Raw genomic sequence first — 16,031 nt, forward strand, 5'->3', positions numbered from 1 at the left:
CCGGGCAGCCGTACGGTGTCCGCGGCGGTGCCGTCCGCGACGCGGACGGGGGCCCGACGCGCCGCGGCGGGCCGACCCGGACCGCCCGGCGATCGGGGCCCGCCCCGTAGCGCCCCCGCGGACGGCGCGGATCAGGTAGACAGGGGGACGTCGCCGCGACCACGCCGACGGAGGACGACCGGACGTGCTGCTCGAAGAGGGTCGGATCGAGCCGGGCGACGCCGACGGAGACCGCGCAGGCGGCTCCGCCCAACAGATGGAGACACCATGAGCAAGGCCACGCGGACGGACACGACGTCGCCTGCCCAGCACAACGCCGACAGCCACGACGTGATCCGTGTGCACGGCGCGCGCGAGAACAACCTCAAGGACGTCAGCATCGAGATCCCGAAGCGCCGGCTGACGGTGTTCACCGGCGTCTCCGGCTCGGGCAAGAGCTCGCTGGTGTTCAACACGATCGCCGCCGAGTCGCAGCGGCTGATCAACGAGACCTACAGCGCCTTCGTGCAGGGCTTCATGCCCAACCTCGCACGGCCCGAGGTCGACGTCCTCGACGGTCTGACCACGGCGATCACCGTGGACCAGCAGCGGATGGGCGGCGACCCGCGCTCCACGGTCGGCACCGCCACCGACGCCAACGCGATGCTGCGCATCCTCTTCAGCCGGCTCGGCAGGCCGCACATCGGGCCGCCCAGCGCGTACGCCTTCAACGTCCCCTCGGTCCGGGCGAGCGGTGCGATCACCGTGGAGCGCGGTGCGAAGAAGGCCGTGAAGGCGACCTTCACCCGCACCGGAGGCATGTGCACGCGCTGCGAGGGGCGGGGTTCGGTCACCGACCTCGACCTGACCCAGCTCTACGACGACTCCAAGTCGCTCAACGAGGGCGCGCTCACCATCCCCGGCTACACGGCGGGCGGCTGGAACTACCGGCTCTACAGCGAGTCGGGCTTCGTCGACCCGGACAAGCCGATCAGCAAGTACACCAAGAAGGAGCTGCACGACTTCCTCCACCACGAGGCCACCCGGATGAAGATCGCGGGCATCAACATGACCTACGAGGGTCTGATCCCGCGCATCCAGAAGTCGATGCTCTCCAAGGACCAGGAGTCGATGCAGCCGCACATCCGGGCCTTCGTGGACCGGGCTGTCACCTTCACCACCTGCCCCGAGTGCGACGGCACCCGCCTCAGTGAGGGGGCCCGGGCGTCGAAGATCAAGAAGATCAGCATCGCCGACGCATGCGCGATGGAGATCAGGGACCTCGCCGAATGGGTCCGCGCGCTGGAGGAGCCGTCGGTGGCGCCGCTGCTCACCGCGCTCGGGCAGACCCTCGACTCGTTCGTGGAGATCGGGCTCGGCTATCTCTCGCTCGACCGGCCGGCGGGCACCCTGTCGGGAGGTGAGGCGCAGCGCGTCAAGATGATCCGCCACCTCGGCTCCTCGCTCACCGACGTCACATACGTGTTCGACGAGCCCACCGCGGGCCTGCACCCCCACGACATCCAGCGGATGAACGATCTGCTGCTCCGGCTGCGGGACAAGGGCAACACCGTGCTCGTCGTGGAGCACAAGCCGGAGGTCATCGCGATCGCCGACCACATCGTCGACCTCGGCCCCGGCGCCGGGGCGGCGGGCGGCAGCGTCTGCTTCGAGGGCAGCGTCGAGGGGCTGCGGTCCGGCGGAACCATCACCGGCCGGCACTTCGACGACCGGGCCGCCCTCAAGGAGACGGTGCGGACACCCTCCGGCAAGCTGGGCGTCCGTGGCGCGAGCACGAACAACCTGCGCGACGTCGACGTCGACATCCCGCTCGGGGTGCTCGCCGTCATCACGGGTGTCGCCGGATCCGGCAAGAGCTCGCTCGTGCACGGTTCGATCCCGGCCGAAGCGGGTGTGGTGTCGGTCGACCAGAGCCCGATCCGCGGCTCACGGCGCAGCAACCCCGCGACGTACACCGGGCTGCTCGACCCGATCCGCAAGGCGTTCGCGAAGGCCAACGGCGTGAAGCCGGCCCTGTTCAGCGCCAACTCCGAGGGCGCCTGCCCGACCTGCAACGGCGCGGGCGTCATCTACACGGATCTGGCGATGATGGCCGGCGTCGCGACCACGTGCGAGGACTGCGAGGGCAAGCGGTTCGACGCCTCGGTGCTGGACTACCACCTCGGTGGCCGCGACATCAGCGAGGTGCTGGCGATGTCGGTGACCGAGGCCGAGGAGTTCTTCGGCAGCGGTGAGGGCCACACTCCGGCCGCGCACCGCATCCTGGAACGGCTCGTCGACGTGGGGCTCGGCTACCTCACCATCGGCCAGCCGCTGACCACCCTGTCCGGCGGCGAGCGGCAGCGGCTCAAGCTGGCCACGCACATGGCGGACAAGGGAGGCGTCTACGTCCTCGACGAGCCGACCACCGGTCTGCACCTCGCCGACGTCGAGCAGCTCCTCGGTCTGCTCGACCGGCTCGTCGACTCCGGCAAGTCGGTCATCGTGATCGAGCACCACCAGGCGGTCATGGCCCATGCCGACTGGATCATCGACCTCGGCCCGGGCGCGGGCCACGACGGCGGGCAGGTCGTCTTCGAGGGCACGCCCGCCGACCTGGTCGCCACGCGCTCCACCGTCACGGGTGAGCACCTCGCGGCCTACGTCGGCAGCTGAGCGGGGCACCGGCGGACACGGTGGGACGAGTTCCGGGCCGCCCGGCTCGTCCCTCCGGACCGGGGCGAGCCGGGTCCCGACCGCTCGGCCCGTCCCACCGGATCACGACGAGTACCGCGCACCCGGCCCGTCCTCTCCGATCGCCGGGTCGGCGGCGCCGCTACCAGCGGCTCTCCACCTGGTCCTTGATCCGCCGCTGGTAGAGGTCGTCGATCGCCTCCAGCGTCTCGGCGGTCAGCTCCGGGAGCTTCGCGGCCGCCGCGTTCGCACGGGCCTGCTCGGGTGACCGGGCGCCCGGGATCACGGTGGTCACGCCGGGCTGCTGGATGATCCAGCGCAGCGCCAGCTGAGCGGGCGTGAAGCCCTCCGGGGCGAGCGCGGAGAACTCGGCCGCCGCCTCCACGCCGGTCACGAAGTCGACGCCGGAGAACGTCTCGCCCTGGTCGAAGGCCTCCCCCTGGCGGTTGTACGTCCGGTGGTCGTCCGCGGCGAACACCGTGTCCTTGGTGTACTTGCCGGACAGCAGGCCGGAGGCCAGCGGTACCCGCGCGATGATGCCGACGCCCGCCTCGCGTGCCGCCGGGAGCACCTGCCGCAGGGGCTTCATGCGGAACGGGTTGAGGATGATCTGGACGCTCGCCACGTTCGGGCGGGCGATCGCCGTCAGCGCCTCCTCGCACGTCTCGACGCTCACGCCGTACGCGGCGACGCGCTCCTCCTCGACGAGGGTGTCGAGTGCGTCGTACACCGCGTCGGAGGAGTAGACGGGGGTCGGCGGGCAGTGCAGCTGCACCAGGTCGAGGCGGTCGACGCCCAGGTTGCGCCGGGAACGGTCGTTCCACGCACGGAAGTTGTCGAGGACGTAGTTCTCCGGGATCTGTTCGACGCGGCGGCCCATCTTCGTCGCGATCTCCACATGGAGGTCGGGCCTGCTCTGCACGAACGTGGCGATGATCTCCTCGCTCCGCCCGTCGCCGTACACGTCGGCCGTGTCGAAGAAGGTGACGCCCGACTCGGCCGCCGCCTCCAGCACGGCCAGGGCGTCCCGTTCACTCACCTCGCCCCAGTCGGCCCCCAGCTGCCACGTGCCGAGGCCGATGACCGAAGCATGCTGACCCGACCTGCCGAATTCGCGCTCTTCCATGCCGTCAGTCTGACACCTCGTTCCTGGGACGCCGGAGCACCCACCCGGTCAGCGCGTCCGCGCGCCGGTGCGGGAGGGAGCCTGTGCGTCCGCGAAGCCGGCCGCCCCGCCTCGCCCCCGACCTTCGCGCAGCGCCCGGGCAGGCGGCTGAATCGTGTCAACGACTGACCGGCGGACGGTCTCTGACCGGTGTTCAAGAAATGAATGGCGTCTCCCCCTTCACCGGCCCGCCCCTTTCACCGTTCGCCCGGACCCACGAGTGTGACCCGCCGAGCAGGTCGTTCGCCCGAGCCGGAGGCGCGCCGCGGCGACACCGTTCTTCAACTCCTTGCGCAAGTTCAGGAATTGAAGAGTGTTTCTGCTTCATGTCTTGACGTGTCTGGTTCAGACCTTTAGGTTCACCGATCACCAGCGCTCCATGAATACGCCCCACGTTCAAGAACATGAACGCTCGCGCCTCTCCGCGCGCCCACGGGCATGCGTGCGCATCCGCGTACGCATGCCCGTACTCCCCCCACCGCCACCCGTGAAGGGCTGTGATCCCGCTGATGGCCAGACGATCCCTCCTGCGCTCCACCGCGCTGCGCACCACCCTCACCACCGCAGCCCTCGCGCTCTCGGCCGGCGCCCTGAGCGCGGCACCCGCCTCCGCCGCCACCGGCACCATCACCGGCCTGGGCGGCAAGTGCCTCGACGTGGCCGGGGCGAACTCCGCCAACGGCACCGCCGTACAGCTCTACGACTGCAACGGCACCGCCGCCCAGCAGTGGACCGTGGGCTCCGACGGCACCGTCCGCGCGCTCGGCAAGTGCCTTGACGTCACCGGCAATTCGACCGCCAACGGCGCCAGGCTGCAGCTGTGGGACTGCACGGGCGGCGCGAACCAGAGGTGGACCGTCTCCGCGGCCCACGACCTCGTCAATCCGCAGGCCGACAAGTGCGCCGACGTCACCGGCAACACTTCGGCCAACGCAACACCGGTGCAGCTGTGGACCTGTACCGGCGCCGCCAACCAGAAGTGGAACGCCCCCACCGACGGCGGCCCCGCTCCCACCGCGCCGATGGCCGTCGCCCCGTACCTGTACAACGGCTGGGGCAACCCGCCGAGCCCCACCACCGTCATGAACGCCACCGGCGTCAAGTGGTTCACCCTCGCCTTCGTGCTCAGCAACGGCTACTGCAACCCGCAGTGGGACGGGAGCCGTCCGCTCACCGGCGGCGTCGACCAGCAGACCGTGAACACGGTGCGGGCGAACGGCGGCGACGTCATCCCGTCCTTCGGCGGCTACAGCGGGAACAAGCTGGAGAGTTCGTGCTCCAGCGCCGGGGAGCTCGCGGCCGCGTACCAGAAGGTCATCAACGCCTACGGCCTGAAGGCGATCGACATCGACATCGAGGCCGACGCCTACAGCAACCCGACGGTCCAGCAGCGCACGGTGGACGCCCTCAAGTCCGTCAAGGCGAGCAATCCGGGCCTCAAGGTGTACGTCACCATAGGCACCGGCCAGAGCGGGCCCGACACGAGCCTGATCAACCGCGCGGCCAACTCCGGTCTGTCCGTGGACAGCTGGACCATCATGCCGTTCGACTTCGGCGGAGCGGGCCAGAACATGGGGACGCTCACCACCCGAGCCGCGGAGGGCCTGAAGACAGCGCTCAAGAACGCGTACGGCTACAGCGACGACCAGGCGTACCGCGGCATGGGCATCTCTTCCATGAACGGTGTCACCGACCAGAACGAGACCGTGACCGTGGCCGACTTCCGCACCATCCTCGGCTACGCGCAGCAGCACCACCTGGCCCGACTGACCTTCTGGTCCGTCAACCGCGACCGGCCCTGCACGGGCGGCGTCGCCGACAGCTGCTCCGGAGTGAGCCAGCAGAACTGGGACTACACGCGCGTGTTCGCCCAGTACACCGGCTGACCTTCCCCACCCCCCACCAGTGCAGGAGAACACCCGTGTCCAGATCCAGCAGACACTCCGGCCGTCACCGTACGGCGAAGGTGCTGTCCGTCTTCGCCCTCCTGGCGACGACGGTGTCCGGCGTGGCGGTCGCCGCGCCGGGCGAGGCGACCGCCCGGGCCGCGGCGCTGCCCACCGGATGGGCCACCGTGGTCAGCGCCGCGAGCGGCAAGTGCGTCGACGCGCGTGCCGCCGGGACGGCGAACGGCACCGCGGTCCAGCAGTACGCGTGCAACGGCAGCCAGGCCCAGCAGTGGCGCGTCACCGCCACCTCGGGCGGCTACAGCCAGGTCGGCAACCGTGCCGACAGCACCAGGACCTGGGACGTCACCGACGTCTCGACGGCCGACAGCGCCCTCGTCCAGCTGTGGACGTACAGCGGCGGTCTCAACCAGCAGTGGCAGGCCGTGGCCGAGGACGGCGGGACCTACCACTTCGTGAACCGCAACAGCGGGAAGTGCCTCGACGTCCCGGGCGCCTCCGCCGCGGACAGCGTGCAGCTCCAGCAGTACACCTGCAACGGCACGGCGGCCCAGTCCTTCCGCGTCGACGCGGTCGACGCGACGCCGCCGCCCGGGACCCCCGACCTCGGCCCCAACGTCACGGTCTTCGACCCCTCGACGCCGACCGCCACCGTACAGAGCAGCCTGAACGCGGCCTTCGCCCAGCAGGAGACCAACCAGTTCGGCACCGCGCGCAAGGCCTTCCTCTTCAAGCCGGGCACCTACGACGCCAACGCCAACGTCGGCTTCTACACCCAGGTCGCGGGCCTCGGTCTCTCCCCGGACGACGTCACCGTCCGTGGTGCGGTGCACGCGGAGGCGGACTGGTTCCAGGGCAACGCGACCCAGAACTTCTGGCGTTCGGCGGAGAACCTGTCGGTGACCCCGACGAACGGCTCCGACCGCTGGGCGGTGTCGCAGGCGGCGCCGTACCGGCGGATGCATCTGCGCGGCAACCTCGCGCTGGACGACGGCGGCTGGTCCAGCGGCGGATACATGGCCGACACGAAGATCGACGGCCAGGTCAACTCCGGTTCGCAGCAGCAGTGGCTGTCGCGGAACACCGAGTGGTCGAACTGGACCGGCTCCAACTGGAACATGGTCTTCGTCGGGGCGAGGAACGCTCCCGCCAACAGCTTCCCCAACCCGCCCTACACCACGGTGTCGCAGACACCGGTCTCCCGTGAGAAGCCGTTCCTGTACGTCGACACGGCCGGCGCCTGGAAGGTGTTCGTGCCGTCCGTGCGCACCGATTCCTCCGGCACCACGTGGAGCGGCGGCACACCGGCGGGTACATCCCTGCCCCTGTCCGACTTCTTCGTCGTGAAGCCGGGCGCGACGGCCGCGCAGATGAACGACGCGCTCGCCCAGGGCAAGAACCTGCTGGTGACGCCGGGTGTCTACCACCTCGACCAGACGCTGCGGGTGACCCGCGCCGACACCGTCGTGCTGGGCCTCGGCCTGGCCACGCTCATCCCGGACAACGGCATCACCGCGATGACCGTCGCCGACGTCGACGGCGTACAGCTGGCGGGACTGCTGATCGACGCGGGGACCACCAACTCGGCGCAGCTGCTGGAGATGGGACCGAGCGGCTCCTCCGCCGACCACAGTGGCGACCCCAGCTCGCTGCACGACGTGTTCTTCCGGATCGGCGGCGCGGGCGTCGGCAGGGCGACCACGAGCCTGACCGTCAACAGCGACGACGTCATCGGCGACCACCTGTGGCTGTGGCGCGCCGACCACGGCAGCGGCGTCGGCTGGACCAGCAACACCGCGGACACGGGGCTCGTCGTCAACGGCGACGACGTCACCATGTACGGCCTGTTCGTCGAGCACTACCAGAAGCACCAGACCATCTGGAACGGCAACGGCGGGCGGACGTACTTCTACCAGAACGAGATGCCCTACGACCCGCCCAACCAGGCGGCCTGGATGAACGGTTCGACGCAGGGCTACGCCGCCTACAAGGTCGCGAACTCGGTGACGAGCCACCAGGTGTACGGCTTCGGCAGCTACTGCTACTTCAACGTCAACTCCTCCGTCGCCGCCGAACACGCCATAGAGGCGCCCAACAACGCGAACGTCCGCTTCAAGGACATGGTGACCGTGTCCCTGGGCGGCACCGGGACGATCCGGCACGTCGTCAACGACCGCGGCGGACCGTCGAACTCCGCCACCAATGTCGCCAACCTCGTCAGCTACCCCTGACGCGTACGGAAAGGACCGTCCGATGCGCATCAGCAGATCCGGGCCGGCACGCGCGGCCCTGCGGGTCCTCCTCCTGCTGGCGACGCTGCTCGGCCTCGCCGCTCCTCCCGCCGCACACGCGGGCACCGCGGCCGCGCCGTTCAAGGTGCTCGCTCTCTACAACGGGACCTGGGACGCGGCGCACATCAGCTTCGTCCACGAGGCCAACGAGTGGTTCCCGCAGCAGGCCGCGCAGAACGGCTTCACCTACACGGCCAGCAACAACTGGAACCTGCTCGCCGACGGAGGCGTGAACGCCTACCAAGTGGTGCTGTTCCTCGACGACCTGCCACAGACCGCCGCTCAGCGGGCCGGCTTCGAGCAGTACATGCGCGGGGGCGGCGCCTGGATGGGCTTCCACGTCTCCGCCTTCACCACCGACGCGCAGAGCTGGCCCTGGTACCACAACCAGTTCCTCGGCAGCGGCAACTTCAGGTCCAACACCTGGGGCCCGACCACGGCCGTCCTGAAGGTCGAGGACCGCACGCACGCCGCCACCAAGAACCTGCCCGCGACCTTCACCTCGTCGGTCAGCGAGTGGTACAGCTGGTCGAACGACCTGCGGCAGAACCCCGACATCAAGATCCTCGCCTCCATCGACCCCAGCAGCTTCCCGCTAGGCACCGACCCGAACCAGACCTGGTACAGCGGCTACTACCCGATCCTGTGGACCAATACGAAGTACCGCATGCTGTACGCGAACTTCGGCCACAACGCCATGGACTACGCGACGAACACCACGCTGTCGTCCACGTTCGCGAGCGCGACACAGAACCGGTTCCTGCTGGACGGCCTGAAGTGGCTGGGCGGGGCCGACGGCACGGTGCCACCGGCGGACCCGATCTCGGAGACGTCCTGGTACACACTGACCAGTGCCGCCAACGGCACGTGTGTGGACGCCCGTTCGGCCGCCACGGCGAACGGGACACCGATCCAGCAGTACGCCTGCAACGGCACCCAGACGCAGCAGTTCCAGTTCCGCTCGACGGACGGCGGCTTCTCGCGGATCGCCGTCCGGGGCAATCCGCAGCAGGTCGTCGACGTGACCGACCGTTCGACCGCGGACAACGCGCCGCTCCAACTGTGGAGTTGGTCGAACGGCCAGAACCAGCAGTGGCAGCCCGTACGGGAGAGCGGCGGGCGCTACCACTTCACGGCCCGGCACAGCGGCAAGTGCCTGAGCGCGGCCGGCTCCGGAGCGAACGGCGTGCAGCTCACCCAGCGCGCTTGCGACGGTTCCCCGGCGCAGAGTTTCACGCTCACCGCGCAGCCCTGACCGAACTGTCCGAAGGTGCCCCCGCGGCCTGCGCGCCGCGGGGGCACCTGCCCGTGCGGGCGGAGTCAGGAACGGGCGAGACGGGCGAGTTCGGTGCCCGCGAGCAGGAACGCGCCGACGCCGAAGTTCGCGGTGCTGTCGTAGGTGACGGGCTGGCTGGACTCCGGGCGGTCGCCGACGTTCTGGACGTGGCCGAGGAAGCCGTCGGGGTGCACGGCGGTGGTGACGAGGCCGTTCCACGCCCGGACCGCCACCGGGAGGTGGGTGTCCCGGCCGACCAGACCCGCGCCGATCGCGTAGGCCGTGCCGTACAGGAAGAAGGAGGTGCCGCTGGTCTCCGGGCCGGGCAGATGGGTGTCGTCGGCGAGGTTGACGTTCCAGAAGCCGTCCGCACGCTGCACGGCGGCGACGGCCTTCACCAGCCGTACCAGCGTGTCGCGGTACTCGGCGGTGTGCCGCGCGCCGCGCGGAAGTGCCCTGAGGGTCTTGGCGTGTCCGCCCGCCACCCAGCCGTTGCCGCGGGACCACAGGACCGGCCTGCCCGCCGGCGACGTGATCCCTCCGGGGAGGAACCGCTTGTCGCGGTACCACAGGCCGGTCGCGGCGTCGTACAGGCCGGGGCCGCCCTCGGCGCGCTTGGTGTGGTCGTAGAGGGCGTACAGCTTCTCCCCGTACCCGGGGTCTCCGCGCAGGACGCCGATGCGGGCGAAGGGAGGCATCGCCATGTGGAGGGCGTCGTCCCACCACCAGTCGTCGTTCTTGTCCGGCTGGTCCTCGTAGATCATGCGGTGCAGGGAGGTCTCGATCGCGGTGAGCTTCTCTTCCTCGGGTTCCCGCTCGTAGAGGTCGAGGTAGGCCTGCCCGGCGCAGTGGTTGTCGGCGTGCCGGGTGGTCACTCCGCCGTTGAGGCCGTAGGCGTGCTTCTCCGCCCAGCCGCGGGCGTAGGCGAGGTAGCCGGCGCTGCCCGTCAGCCGCTGGAGGGCGAGGAGTCCGCTGAAGAAGGTGGCGTTGGCCCAGCCGTTGTCGCCGGGGTCGGTGTGCGCGCCGATCCAATGGTCGGCCACGCGCCGCAGGACGGCCGTGATCTCGGCCCGCGGCGGAACGTCCGGGGGCACCGCACGGGCGGCGGCCCGTGCGGTGCCCGGCAGTGTGGGGGTGAGGGCGGCCGCGGCGGTGAGCGCGGCAGCGCCGGAGAGCAGGCGTCGTCTATGCATATGAACAACTCCTACGGATGGGGAATTCTCATCCTCAACTCCCCTCTCCCGCACTGTCCATGGCGCATCGTCAAGTTGTCGCGAACTGGCGGGTGTTCACACGCCCGCATGGAGTTCATGATGCAGAACGACGCGTGTGGCCCGCCGGTCGTTCGGTCACACCTTGCGCCAGCGGGCCAGCGCCCAGGAGAACACCCCGAACAGGACGAGGCCGGCAGCGACGCAGGCCAGCAGTACCGGCCCCATCGGGGCGTCGGCGAACGAACGCAGCGTGTCGTCCAGCCCCTTGGCCTTGTCCGGGTCGTAGTCGACGGCGGCCCGCACCGCGAAGGCCCCGGCCGCGGCGAACACCACGCCGCGCGCCGTCCCGCCACCGACTCCCGCCGTGTCGACCGCCCGGCGCGCGCGGCGCGACATCTCGCCGAGCTTCAGATGCTTGTGGTACTTGCGCAGGACGGCCCGAGCGGCGATCCACACACCCGCCACGGCGAGCCCCGCGCCGGCGACGGCCACGAGCCACTGGCCGCCCGGCATCTTGAGCACCTGGGCCGTGACGTCGCGGGACTGCTTGTCGCTCGAACCGCCACCGCCCGAACCCGCGGCGAACCGGAGCACGGAGTAGGCGACGAACGCGTAGAACACGCAGCGCGCGGCCGACATGAGCCGCTTGCCCGCCTTGCCGCCGTCCTGACCGGCCGCGCCGAAGACGGCCTCGGACAGCCGCCACAGCGCCATGCCGACGACACCGATGCCCAGCGCCCACAGCAGCGCGGCCCCGAAGGGCTTCGAGGCGATCTCCTCCAGTGCACCGCCCCGGTCCGCCTGTCGCCCGCCGTCGCCGAACGCGATCCGCAGGGCCAGTACGCCGACCAGGGCGTAGATCACCCCGCGGGCCACCAGCCCCGCCCTCGCGGCCGTCTCCCGTACCGATCCCGTCGCCGCGCGGCGGGCACGGAGCCCGCCGTCACGGGCCACCGCCCCGGCGTTCACACCGGTCGCGTCTCGTGCGCAGCACCCGATTCCAGCCGCAGTTTCATCTGTACCTCCTGGTCTCCGGCTTCCACGCCCAACTCGTGCACGGTGAATGCGTCACCGAGGGCCTCGCGCAGGTGCCGCACCTCGCAGGGGCCGCCCTGTGCCTCGACCGTCGGTTGCCCCGAAAGTTCCGCGGCAGGCATGCCGCGTCCCGACGGAACACCGGAGGCGTCGAAATCCGCCGTCCACACCGTCGGGCGGCCCGCACCGGACTCCCGGGGCTCGTCCCCGGCCTCCCGGTCGGCCTCGAAGGCGTCGGAAAGGACCGCGAGAACGCTCCGGGCATCGGCCGCCGAGCAGTCGCCGAGCATCACGTGGACCATGGACGCGGGCATCTGTTGCACGCTCATGAAAACCCTCTCCCGTCGCGTCGACGCACCGGACGTGCGCCTCGCGCGCGGCGATGAACCGGCACGTCGTGATGGTGAAGCGGGTACCCCGCGAGTGCCGGTGAAACGGAAACCGCACGCATCGCATGCGCCGATACACGCCCAGGTCAGCACGGTTCGTGAGCTATGTTGAGTTCTTGTGGGACAAGAAGGAGGCGCACCGGTGCCATCGCCGCAGCAGGCACGTGCACAGGCGTCAGCGATCACCTCGGGAAAGACCGCCCCGGAGGCGGGCGCGGCACCCACGTCCCAGCTCAGGGAGCTGTTCGACGGGCCGCGGCTCTCGCCGGGCCAGCGGCGCATCGCCCAGTACCTGATCGAGAACATCACCGAGGCGGCGTTCCTGTCGATCACCGACCTGGCCGAGCGGGTGGGTGTCAGCCAGCCCTCGGTGACGCGGTTCGCGGCGGCGGTGGGCTTCAGCGGTTACCCCGCGCTCCGCGAGAAGCTCCAGTCGATCGCGCTCAGCACCCTCGGCAGCACGCCGGGCACGCCGGCGGAGGTCACGAGCAACGAGCTCCAGGCGGCGGTGGACGCCGAGATCGAGAACCTGGAGAACCTGCGCCGCGACTTCGCCGACCCGGACCAGATCATCCGCCTCGGCCGGGCACTGTCGGAGTCGACGCCCCTGACGGTCCTGGGGCTGCGCATCTCCGTGTCGCTCGCCGAGTACTTCGCCTACGCCGCACGCCGTATCCACCCCGACGTACGGCTGGTGACCCGGGGGGGCAGCGTCTCCTACGACGCGATCCTCCAGTCGCGCGAGGCGGGCGGCACGTGGATGCTCGCCTTCGGGATGCCCCGGCACGCGCAGGAGACGCTCACCGCCATCCGGGTCGCGCACAGCGCGGGACTTCGGGTCGCGCTGATCACCGACCTGGCGCTCGGTCCGCTGGCCGACGAGGCCGACGTCACCTTCGCCACCGGCACCGGGTCACGGCTCGTCTTCGACTCGTACGCCGCGCCCGTCGTGCTGTCGGCGGCGCTGCTCCAGGCCATGACGGACGCCGATCCGGAGCGGACCCAGGCCCGCCTGGAGGAGTACGAGCAGGTCGCCGAGCAGCACCAGTTCTTCCTCAGGGACTGAGCCCGCGGGATCCCCCGGGCTCGATCGCCGGGAGACGCCGGATGGATCGGGCCGCGCCGAAACCGCGCCGGACGCGGCGCCTCGGGGTCGGCCCGGGCCGGGTCCGGCCGCATCGGGACGGACCGCGCCGGAACCGGCCGGGGCCGAGACCGGCGGCGCCGAAGCGGACCTGACGGGGCCCGTCCTGCGGACGGCGGGTCGTACCGACGAGCCGGTATCTCCGACGAAACACGCAAAACGCCCTCACGCGCACCGCGCGTCACCGCGGCATCACGGGATGATTCACATCAAAGCGCGCATGAATGTTTTCATGTCCTTGCGCATCCGGCGGTATATATAAATACTTCTCGCGGATCGTGACCGGGAGGACCCCGGCTCACGCACCAGGACCACCCGGGGCCGTCCGCTCCTACCCGCATCGGGCCCCGGGTGTACAAACGGGCCCCGCCTTGTGCGAGCGCCCGTGGTGGCGGCCCCGGCCATCCCCTAGACCGGGGCCGCCCCAGAACCCGCGACCCCTTACCGCCGACGTGACCCGGAAGCGATGAACATGGCCCTGACGTACTCCCCGATCACCTCGGACTGGCCGTGCCAGGTCAAGACCCCCGGCAGCTTCGACTGGGAACGCTCGGCGGTGAAGTGGCTGCGCGAGCTGGTGCCGGCCCGCTACGCCAGCTACCCGGTCCTGCTCAAGCACCCCGTCCTGCTGGCCCGTCACGCGCAGCTCCAGGTGCAGCACGAGATCCGGGTGGCCCGGACGGCCCTGCAGACCGCCCGCGCGGAACTGCCCGCCCTCGGCCTGCACGAGGGCGTCATCGAGCACACCATCAAGCTGTACGCCGCCGAGGTCATGCAGCTCCAGCACATCGCGCGCAGCATCCGTGCGGTGACCCAGGCCCTCGTGGACAGTCCCCCGCGAAGCTGAACCCGTCGGTGAACAAGGGCGGTACGTTCGGCCCGGGCGGGAACACGTAGGGGGCAAAGGCCGCGCCGTGAGGCCGGCCGCCCTACCAGAGCCCTGGACGGACCGATGGATTCCACGACCTGGAAAGTGGTGCTCGTCGTCACGGTCCTGGGCGCCGCCGCTCTCGGCGTGGCGGTCGCCCTGCTGCTCAGGCTCGTCCGCACCCGCCGCCGGCTGCAACGGGCCGGCCTTCCGGCCGGGTCGCGCTGGGTCTTCTGGGGCGCCGTCGCCTATCTGGTGCTCCCCACCGACCTGCTCCCCGACCCCGTCTACCTGGACGACATCGGCGTCCTGCTGCTGGCACTGCGCTCCCTGCGCGCCGTCCCCGACGACCGGCCCGCAGACCGGTCCGCCGACCGGGGCGGGAACCCCCGCACACCGGCGGGCCGTTGACGGTCCGACGGCCCGCGTCGCGAAGCCCGCGTCCGGCGCCGCCACGGACCACGACGTCGACGGGGCGGCACATGAGCGAGCTGGTTCCCGGGGGCAACATGCCCCTCCCGGACGGCACCCTGACCCTGCGGGTGCCGGGCCCCTTCGACGTGTCCGCCCTCGTCACCGACGACAGCGGACAGGTGCGCGGCGACGGCGACTTCGTCTTCTACAACCAGCCCGCCGCGCCCGGCGCCCGCCTCGCGGGCGAGCGGCTCACCGTGGATCCGGCCGCGCTGAGGCCCGGGGCGAGCCGTGTCACCGTGGTGGTCAGCCCCGCCGATCCCGCGACACCCCTAGGACGGCTGCCCGTGCCCACCCTGCACATCATCGCCGCCGACGGCCGTCCGCTCGCCCGGTTCACCCCGCCCCGCCCCGAGCGGGAGACCGTGCTGCTGCTCGCGGAGCTCTACCGACGCGGCACCGGTTGGAAACTGCGCGCCCTGGGCCAGGGATACGCCGACGGGCTGGCGGGCATCGCACGGGACTTCGGAATCGACGTCACCGACGACGGCACGGCACCCGGCCGGCCCGCGGCCGGCACATCCACAGGAGCGGCCCCCCGCGCCTCCCGCTCGACCGCTCCGGGCACCGCGGTCCGCAGCGCGGCGCCCGGAGCGGCCCGGGCGCGGGGGGTGCCCGCGGGGACGGCGCCCGACCCGCACGGCTTTCTCGGCCCGGTGAACGCGGCCCGCGCCGCGGCCGGTTCCCCGCCCGTGTCCCTCGACAGTCGGCTGACGGCGGCGGCGCACGCCCATGCCGGTGCCATGGCCGCGCTCGGACAGCTCGGTGCCGACGGCCCGGACGGCCTCTCCCTCCACCAGCGCGTCACAGCCGCCGGATATCCCTACCTCACCATCGGTGAACATCTGGTCTCCGGCCCGCGCACCCCGGCCGAGTTCGTGGAGTACTGCCTGTCCTCCGAACGGTCCCGGCGCACCCTGTGCGACCCGGCCTTCAGCCAGGCGGGCCTTGCCCGCGTCGGCGCACAGCGACCCGGCGGACCGTACTGGACGGCCTTGTGGGCAGTGCCCTTCAGTCCCGCGGGCCTGGAGCGCACCACGCGTGAGGTCATCACGCTCACCAACGCGGAACGGGCCGCGGCAGGACTGCGTCCGCTGTCCGGCGACGCCCCGCTCACCACGGCGGCCCAGGCGCACAGCGCCGACATGGTGGCCCGCGCCTTCTACTCCCACACCACTCCCGAGGGCGGACAGCCCTGGGACCGGGCCGCGGCCGCGGGCTCCTCCCGTCGCACCATCGGGGAGAACATCGCCTGCGGACAGCGCTCCCCCGCCGAGGTCGTCCGCGGCTGGATGAACAGCCCCGGCCATCGCGCCAACATCCTCAAGCCCGACTTCACCCACATAGGCGTCGGCTTCGCGGGCGGCGGGCCGGCGGGCACGTACTGGACTCAACTGTTCGGCGGCTGACCGCCGGACCCCGGCACGTACCGGACGCAGCCGTTCCGCGTCCTCCCCGCGGGACGGCCGGATCGGGCCGTCACCCGGACCGGATCGGGCCGTCACCCGGCAGCGATTCACCAATTCGGGTTCACCGTCGCCGGTTCACCCCCGGGCAATGCAACCCACGCGCCCTCTCGGCGCGTAGAGATGGAG

12 protein-coding genes are annotated in these 16,031 nt (G+C 71.0%); 8 read left to right on the forward strand and 4 right to left on the reverse strand.

Going from position 1 to position 16,031, the window contains the following annotated elements; all coding sequences use genetic code 11:
* The first annotated feature begins 267 nt into the window (after positions 1 to 267).
* Positions 268 to 2,655 carry an excinuclease ABC subunit UvrA gene (locus ABEB03_RS22595; protein WP_345652210.1) on the forward strand — a complete coding sequence of 796 codons (2,388 nt, stop codon included), beginning with the start codon at positions 268 to 270 and terminating at the stop codon, positions 2,653 to 2,655.
* Between the two features lie 160 nt (positions 2,656 to 2,815).
* Here the strand turns inward: ABEB03_RS22595 and ABEB03_RS22600 are convergent, their stop codons facing one another.
* Complete coding sequence (locus ABEB03_RS22600; protein ID WP_345652213.1) at positions 2,816 to 3,799, reverse strand: aldo/keto reductase; 984 nt, start codon at positions 3,797 to 3,799, stop codon at positions 2,816 to 2,818.
* 548 nt (positions 3,800 to 4,347) lie between these two features.
* Here ABEB03_RS22600 and ABEB03_RS22605 point away from each other — a divergent pair.
* The 3 genes from ABEB03_RS22605 to ABEB03_RS22615 all read left to right on the forward strand — a co-directional run bounded on the left by ABEB03_RS22605 (position 4,348) and on the right by ABEB03_RS22615 (position 9,291).
* Entirely contained in the window at positions 4,348 to 5,724 is a 1,377-nt protein-coding gene (locus tag ABEB03_RS22605) for a ricin-type beta-trefoil lectin domain protein (protein WP_345652216.1), read from the forward strand.
* 113 nt (positions 5,725 to 5,837) lie between these two features.
* Positions 5,838 to 7,976 carry an RICIN domain-containing protein gene (locus ABEB03_RS22610; RefSeq protein WP_345652699.1) on the forward strand — a complete coding sequence of 713 codons (2,139 nt, stop codon included), beginning with the start codon at positions 5,838 to 5,840 and terminating at the stop codon, positions 7,974 to 7,976.
* Between the two features lie 22 nt (positions 7,977 to 7,998).
* Positions 7,999 to 9,291, forward strand: coding sequence for a ThuA domain-containing protein (locus ABEB03_RS22615; RefSeq protein ID WP_345652219.1), 1,293 nt, complete (start codon positions 7,999 to 8,001; stop codon positions 9,289 to 9,291).
* Positions 9,292 to 9,356: 65 nt separating this feature from the next.
* Here ABEB03_RS22615 and ABEB03_RS22620 read toward each other — a convergent pair whose 3' ends face one another.
* From ABEB03_RS22620 to ABEB03_RS22630, 3 genes are all read right to left on the reverse strand, one after another.
* Positions 9,357 to 10,505 carry a glycoside hydrolase family 88 protein gene (locus ABEB03_RS22620; protein ID WP_345652222.1) on the reverse strand — a complete coding sequence of 383 codons (1,149 nt, stop codon included), beginning with the start codon at positions 10,503 to 10,505 and terminating at the stop codon, positions 9,357 to 9,359.
* Positions 10,506 to 10,661: 156 nt separating this feature from the next.
* Complete coding sequence (locus ABEB03_RS22625; protein ID WP_345652225.1) at positions 10,662 to 11,495, reverse strand: DUF1206 domain-containing protein; 834 nt, start codon at positions 11,493 to 11,495, stop codon at positions 10,662 to 10,664.
* Entirely contained in the window at positions 11,492 to 11,890 is a 399-nt protein-coding gene (locus ABEB03_RS22630; RefSeq protein ID WP_345652228.1) for a hypothetical protein, read from the reverse strand. Before ABEB03_RS22630 ends, ABEB03_RS22625 begins: the two co-directional genes overlap by 4 nt.
* A gap of 202 nt (positions 11,891 to 12,092) precedes the next feature.
* Here ABEB03_RS22630 and ABEB03_RS22635 point away from each other — a divergent pair, with 202 nt between their 5' ends.
* The 4 genes from ABEB03_RS22635 (at position 12,093) to ABEB03_RS22650 (ending at position 15,845) form a co-directional block, all read left to right on the forward strand.
* Positions 12,093 to 13,016 carry a MurR/RpiR family transcriptional regulator gene (locus ABEB03_RS22635; RefSeq protein ID WP_345652230.1) on the forward strand — a complete coding sequence of 308 codons (924 nt, stop codon included), beginning with the start codon at positions 12,093 to 12,095 and terminating at the stop codon, positions 13,014 to 13,016.
* A gap of 544 nt (positions 13,017 to 13,560) precedes the next feature.
* Complete coding sequence (locus ABEB03_RS22640) at positions 13,561 to 13,941, forward strand: hypothetical protein (RefSeq protein ID WP_028804164.1); 381 nt, start codon at positions 13,561 to 13,563, stop codon at positions 13,939 to 13,941.
* A gap of 105 nt (positions 13,942 to 14,046) precedes the next feature.
* Positions 14,047 to 14,373, forward strand: coding sequence for a YkvA family protein (locus tag ABEB03_RS22645; protein WP_345652232.1), 327 nt, complete (start codon positions 14,047 to 14,049; stop codon positions 14,371 to 14,373).
* A gap of 71 nt (positions 14,374 to 14,444) precedes the next feature.
* Positions 14,445 to 15,845 (forward strand): CAP domain-containing protein, encoded by a 1,401-nt coding sequence (locus ABEB03_RS22650; RefSeq protein ID WP_345652236.1) that lies wholly within the window; start codon positions 14,445 to 14,447, stop codon positions 15,843 to 15,845.
* The last annotated feature ends 186 nt before the right edge of the window (positions 15,846 to 16,031 follow it).

The organism is Streptomyces siamensis (genome assembly GCF_039543605.1).
Classification (GTDB): domain Bacteria; phylum Actinomycetota; class Actinomycetes; order Streptomycetales; family Streptomycetaceae; genus Streptomyces; species Streptomyces siamensis.

Excerpts from the sequence above, each read along its gene's own strand:
- ABEB03_RS22645 (WP_345652232.1), top strand. The coding sequence starts at position 14,047 with ATGGATTCCACGACCTGGAAAGTGGTGCTCGTCGTCACGGTCCTGGGC.
- ABEB03_RS22620 (WP_345652222.1), bottom strand. The coding sequence starts at position 10,505 with ATGCATAGACGACGCCTGCTCTCCGGCGCTGCCGCGCTCACCGCCGCG.
- ABEB03_RS22630 (WP_345652228.1), bottom strand. The coding sequence starts at position 11,890 with ATGAGCGTGCAACAGATGCCCGCGTCCATGGTCCACGTGATGCTCGGC.
- ABEB03_RS22605 (WP_345652216.1), top strand. The coding sequence starts at position 4,348 with ATGGCCAGACGATCCCTCCTGCGCTCCACCGCGCTGCGCACCACCCTC.
- ABEB03_RS22650 (WP_345652236.1), top strand. The coding sequence starts at position 14,445 with ATGAGCGAGCTGGTTCCCGGGGGCAACATGCCCCTCCCGGACGGCACC.
- ABEB03_RS22640 (WP_028804164.1), top strand. The coding sequence starts at position 13,561 with ATGAACATGGCCCTGACGTACTCCCCGATCACCTCGGACTGGCCGTGC.
- ABEB03_RS22595 (WP_345652210.1), top strand. The coding sequence starts at position 268 with ATGAGCAAGGCCACGCGGACGGACACGACGTCGCCTGCCCAGCACAAC.
- ABEB03_RS22600 (WP_345652213.1), bottom strand. The coding sequence starts at position 3,799 with ATGGAAGAGCGCGAATTCGGCAGGTCGGGTCAGCATGCTTCGGTCATC.
- ABEB03_RS22615 (WP_345652219.1), top strand. The coding sequence starts at position 7,999 with ATGCGCATCAGCAGATCCGGGCCGGCACGCGCGGCCCTGCGGGTCCTC.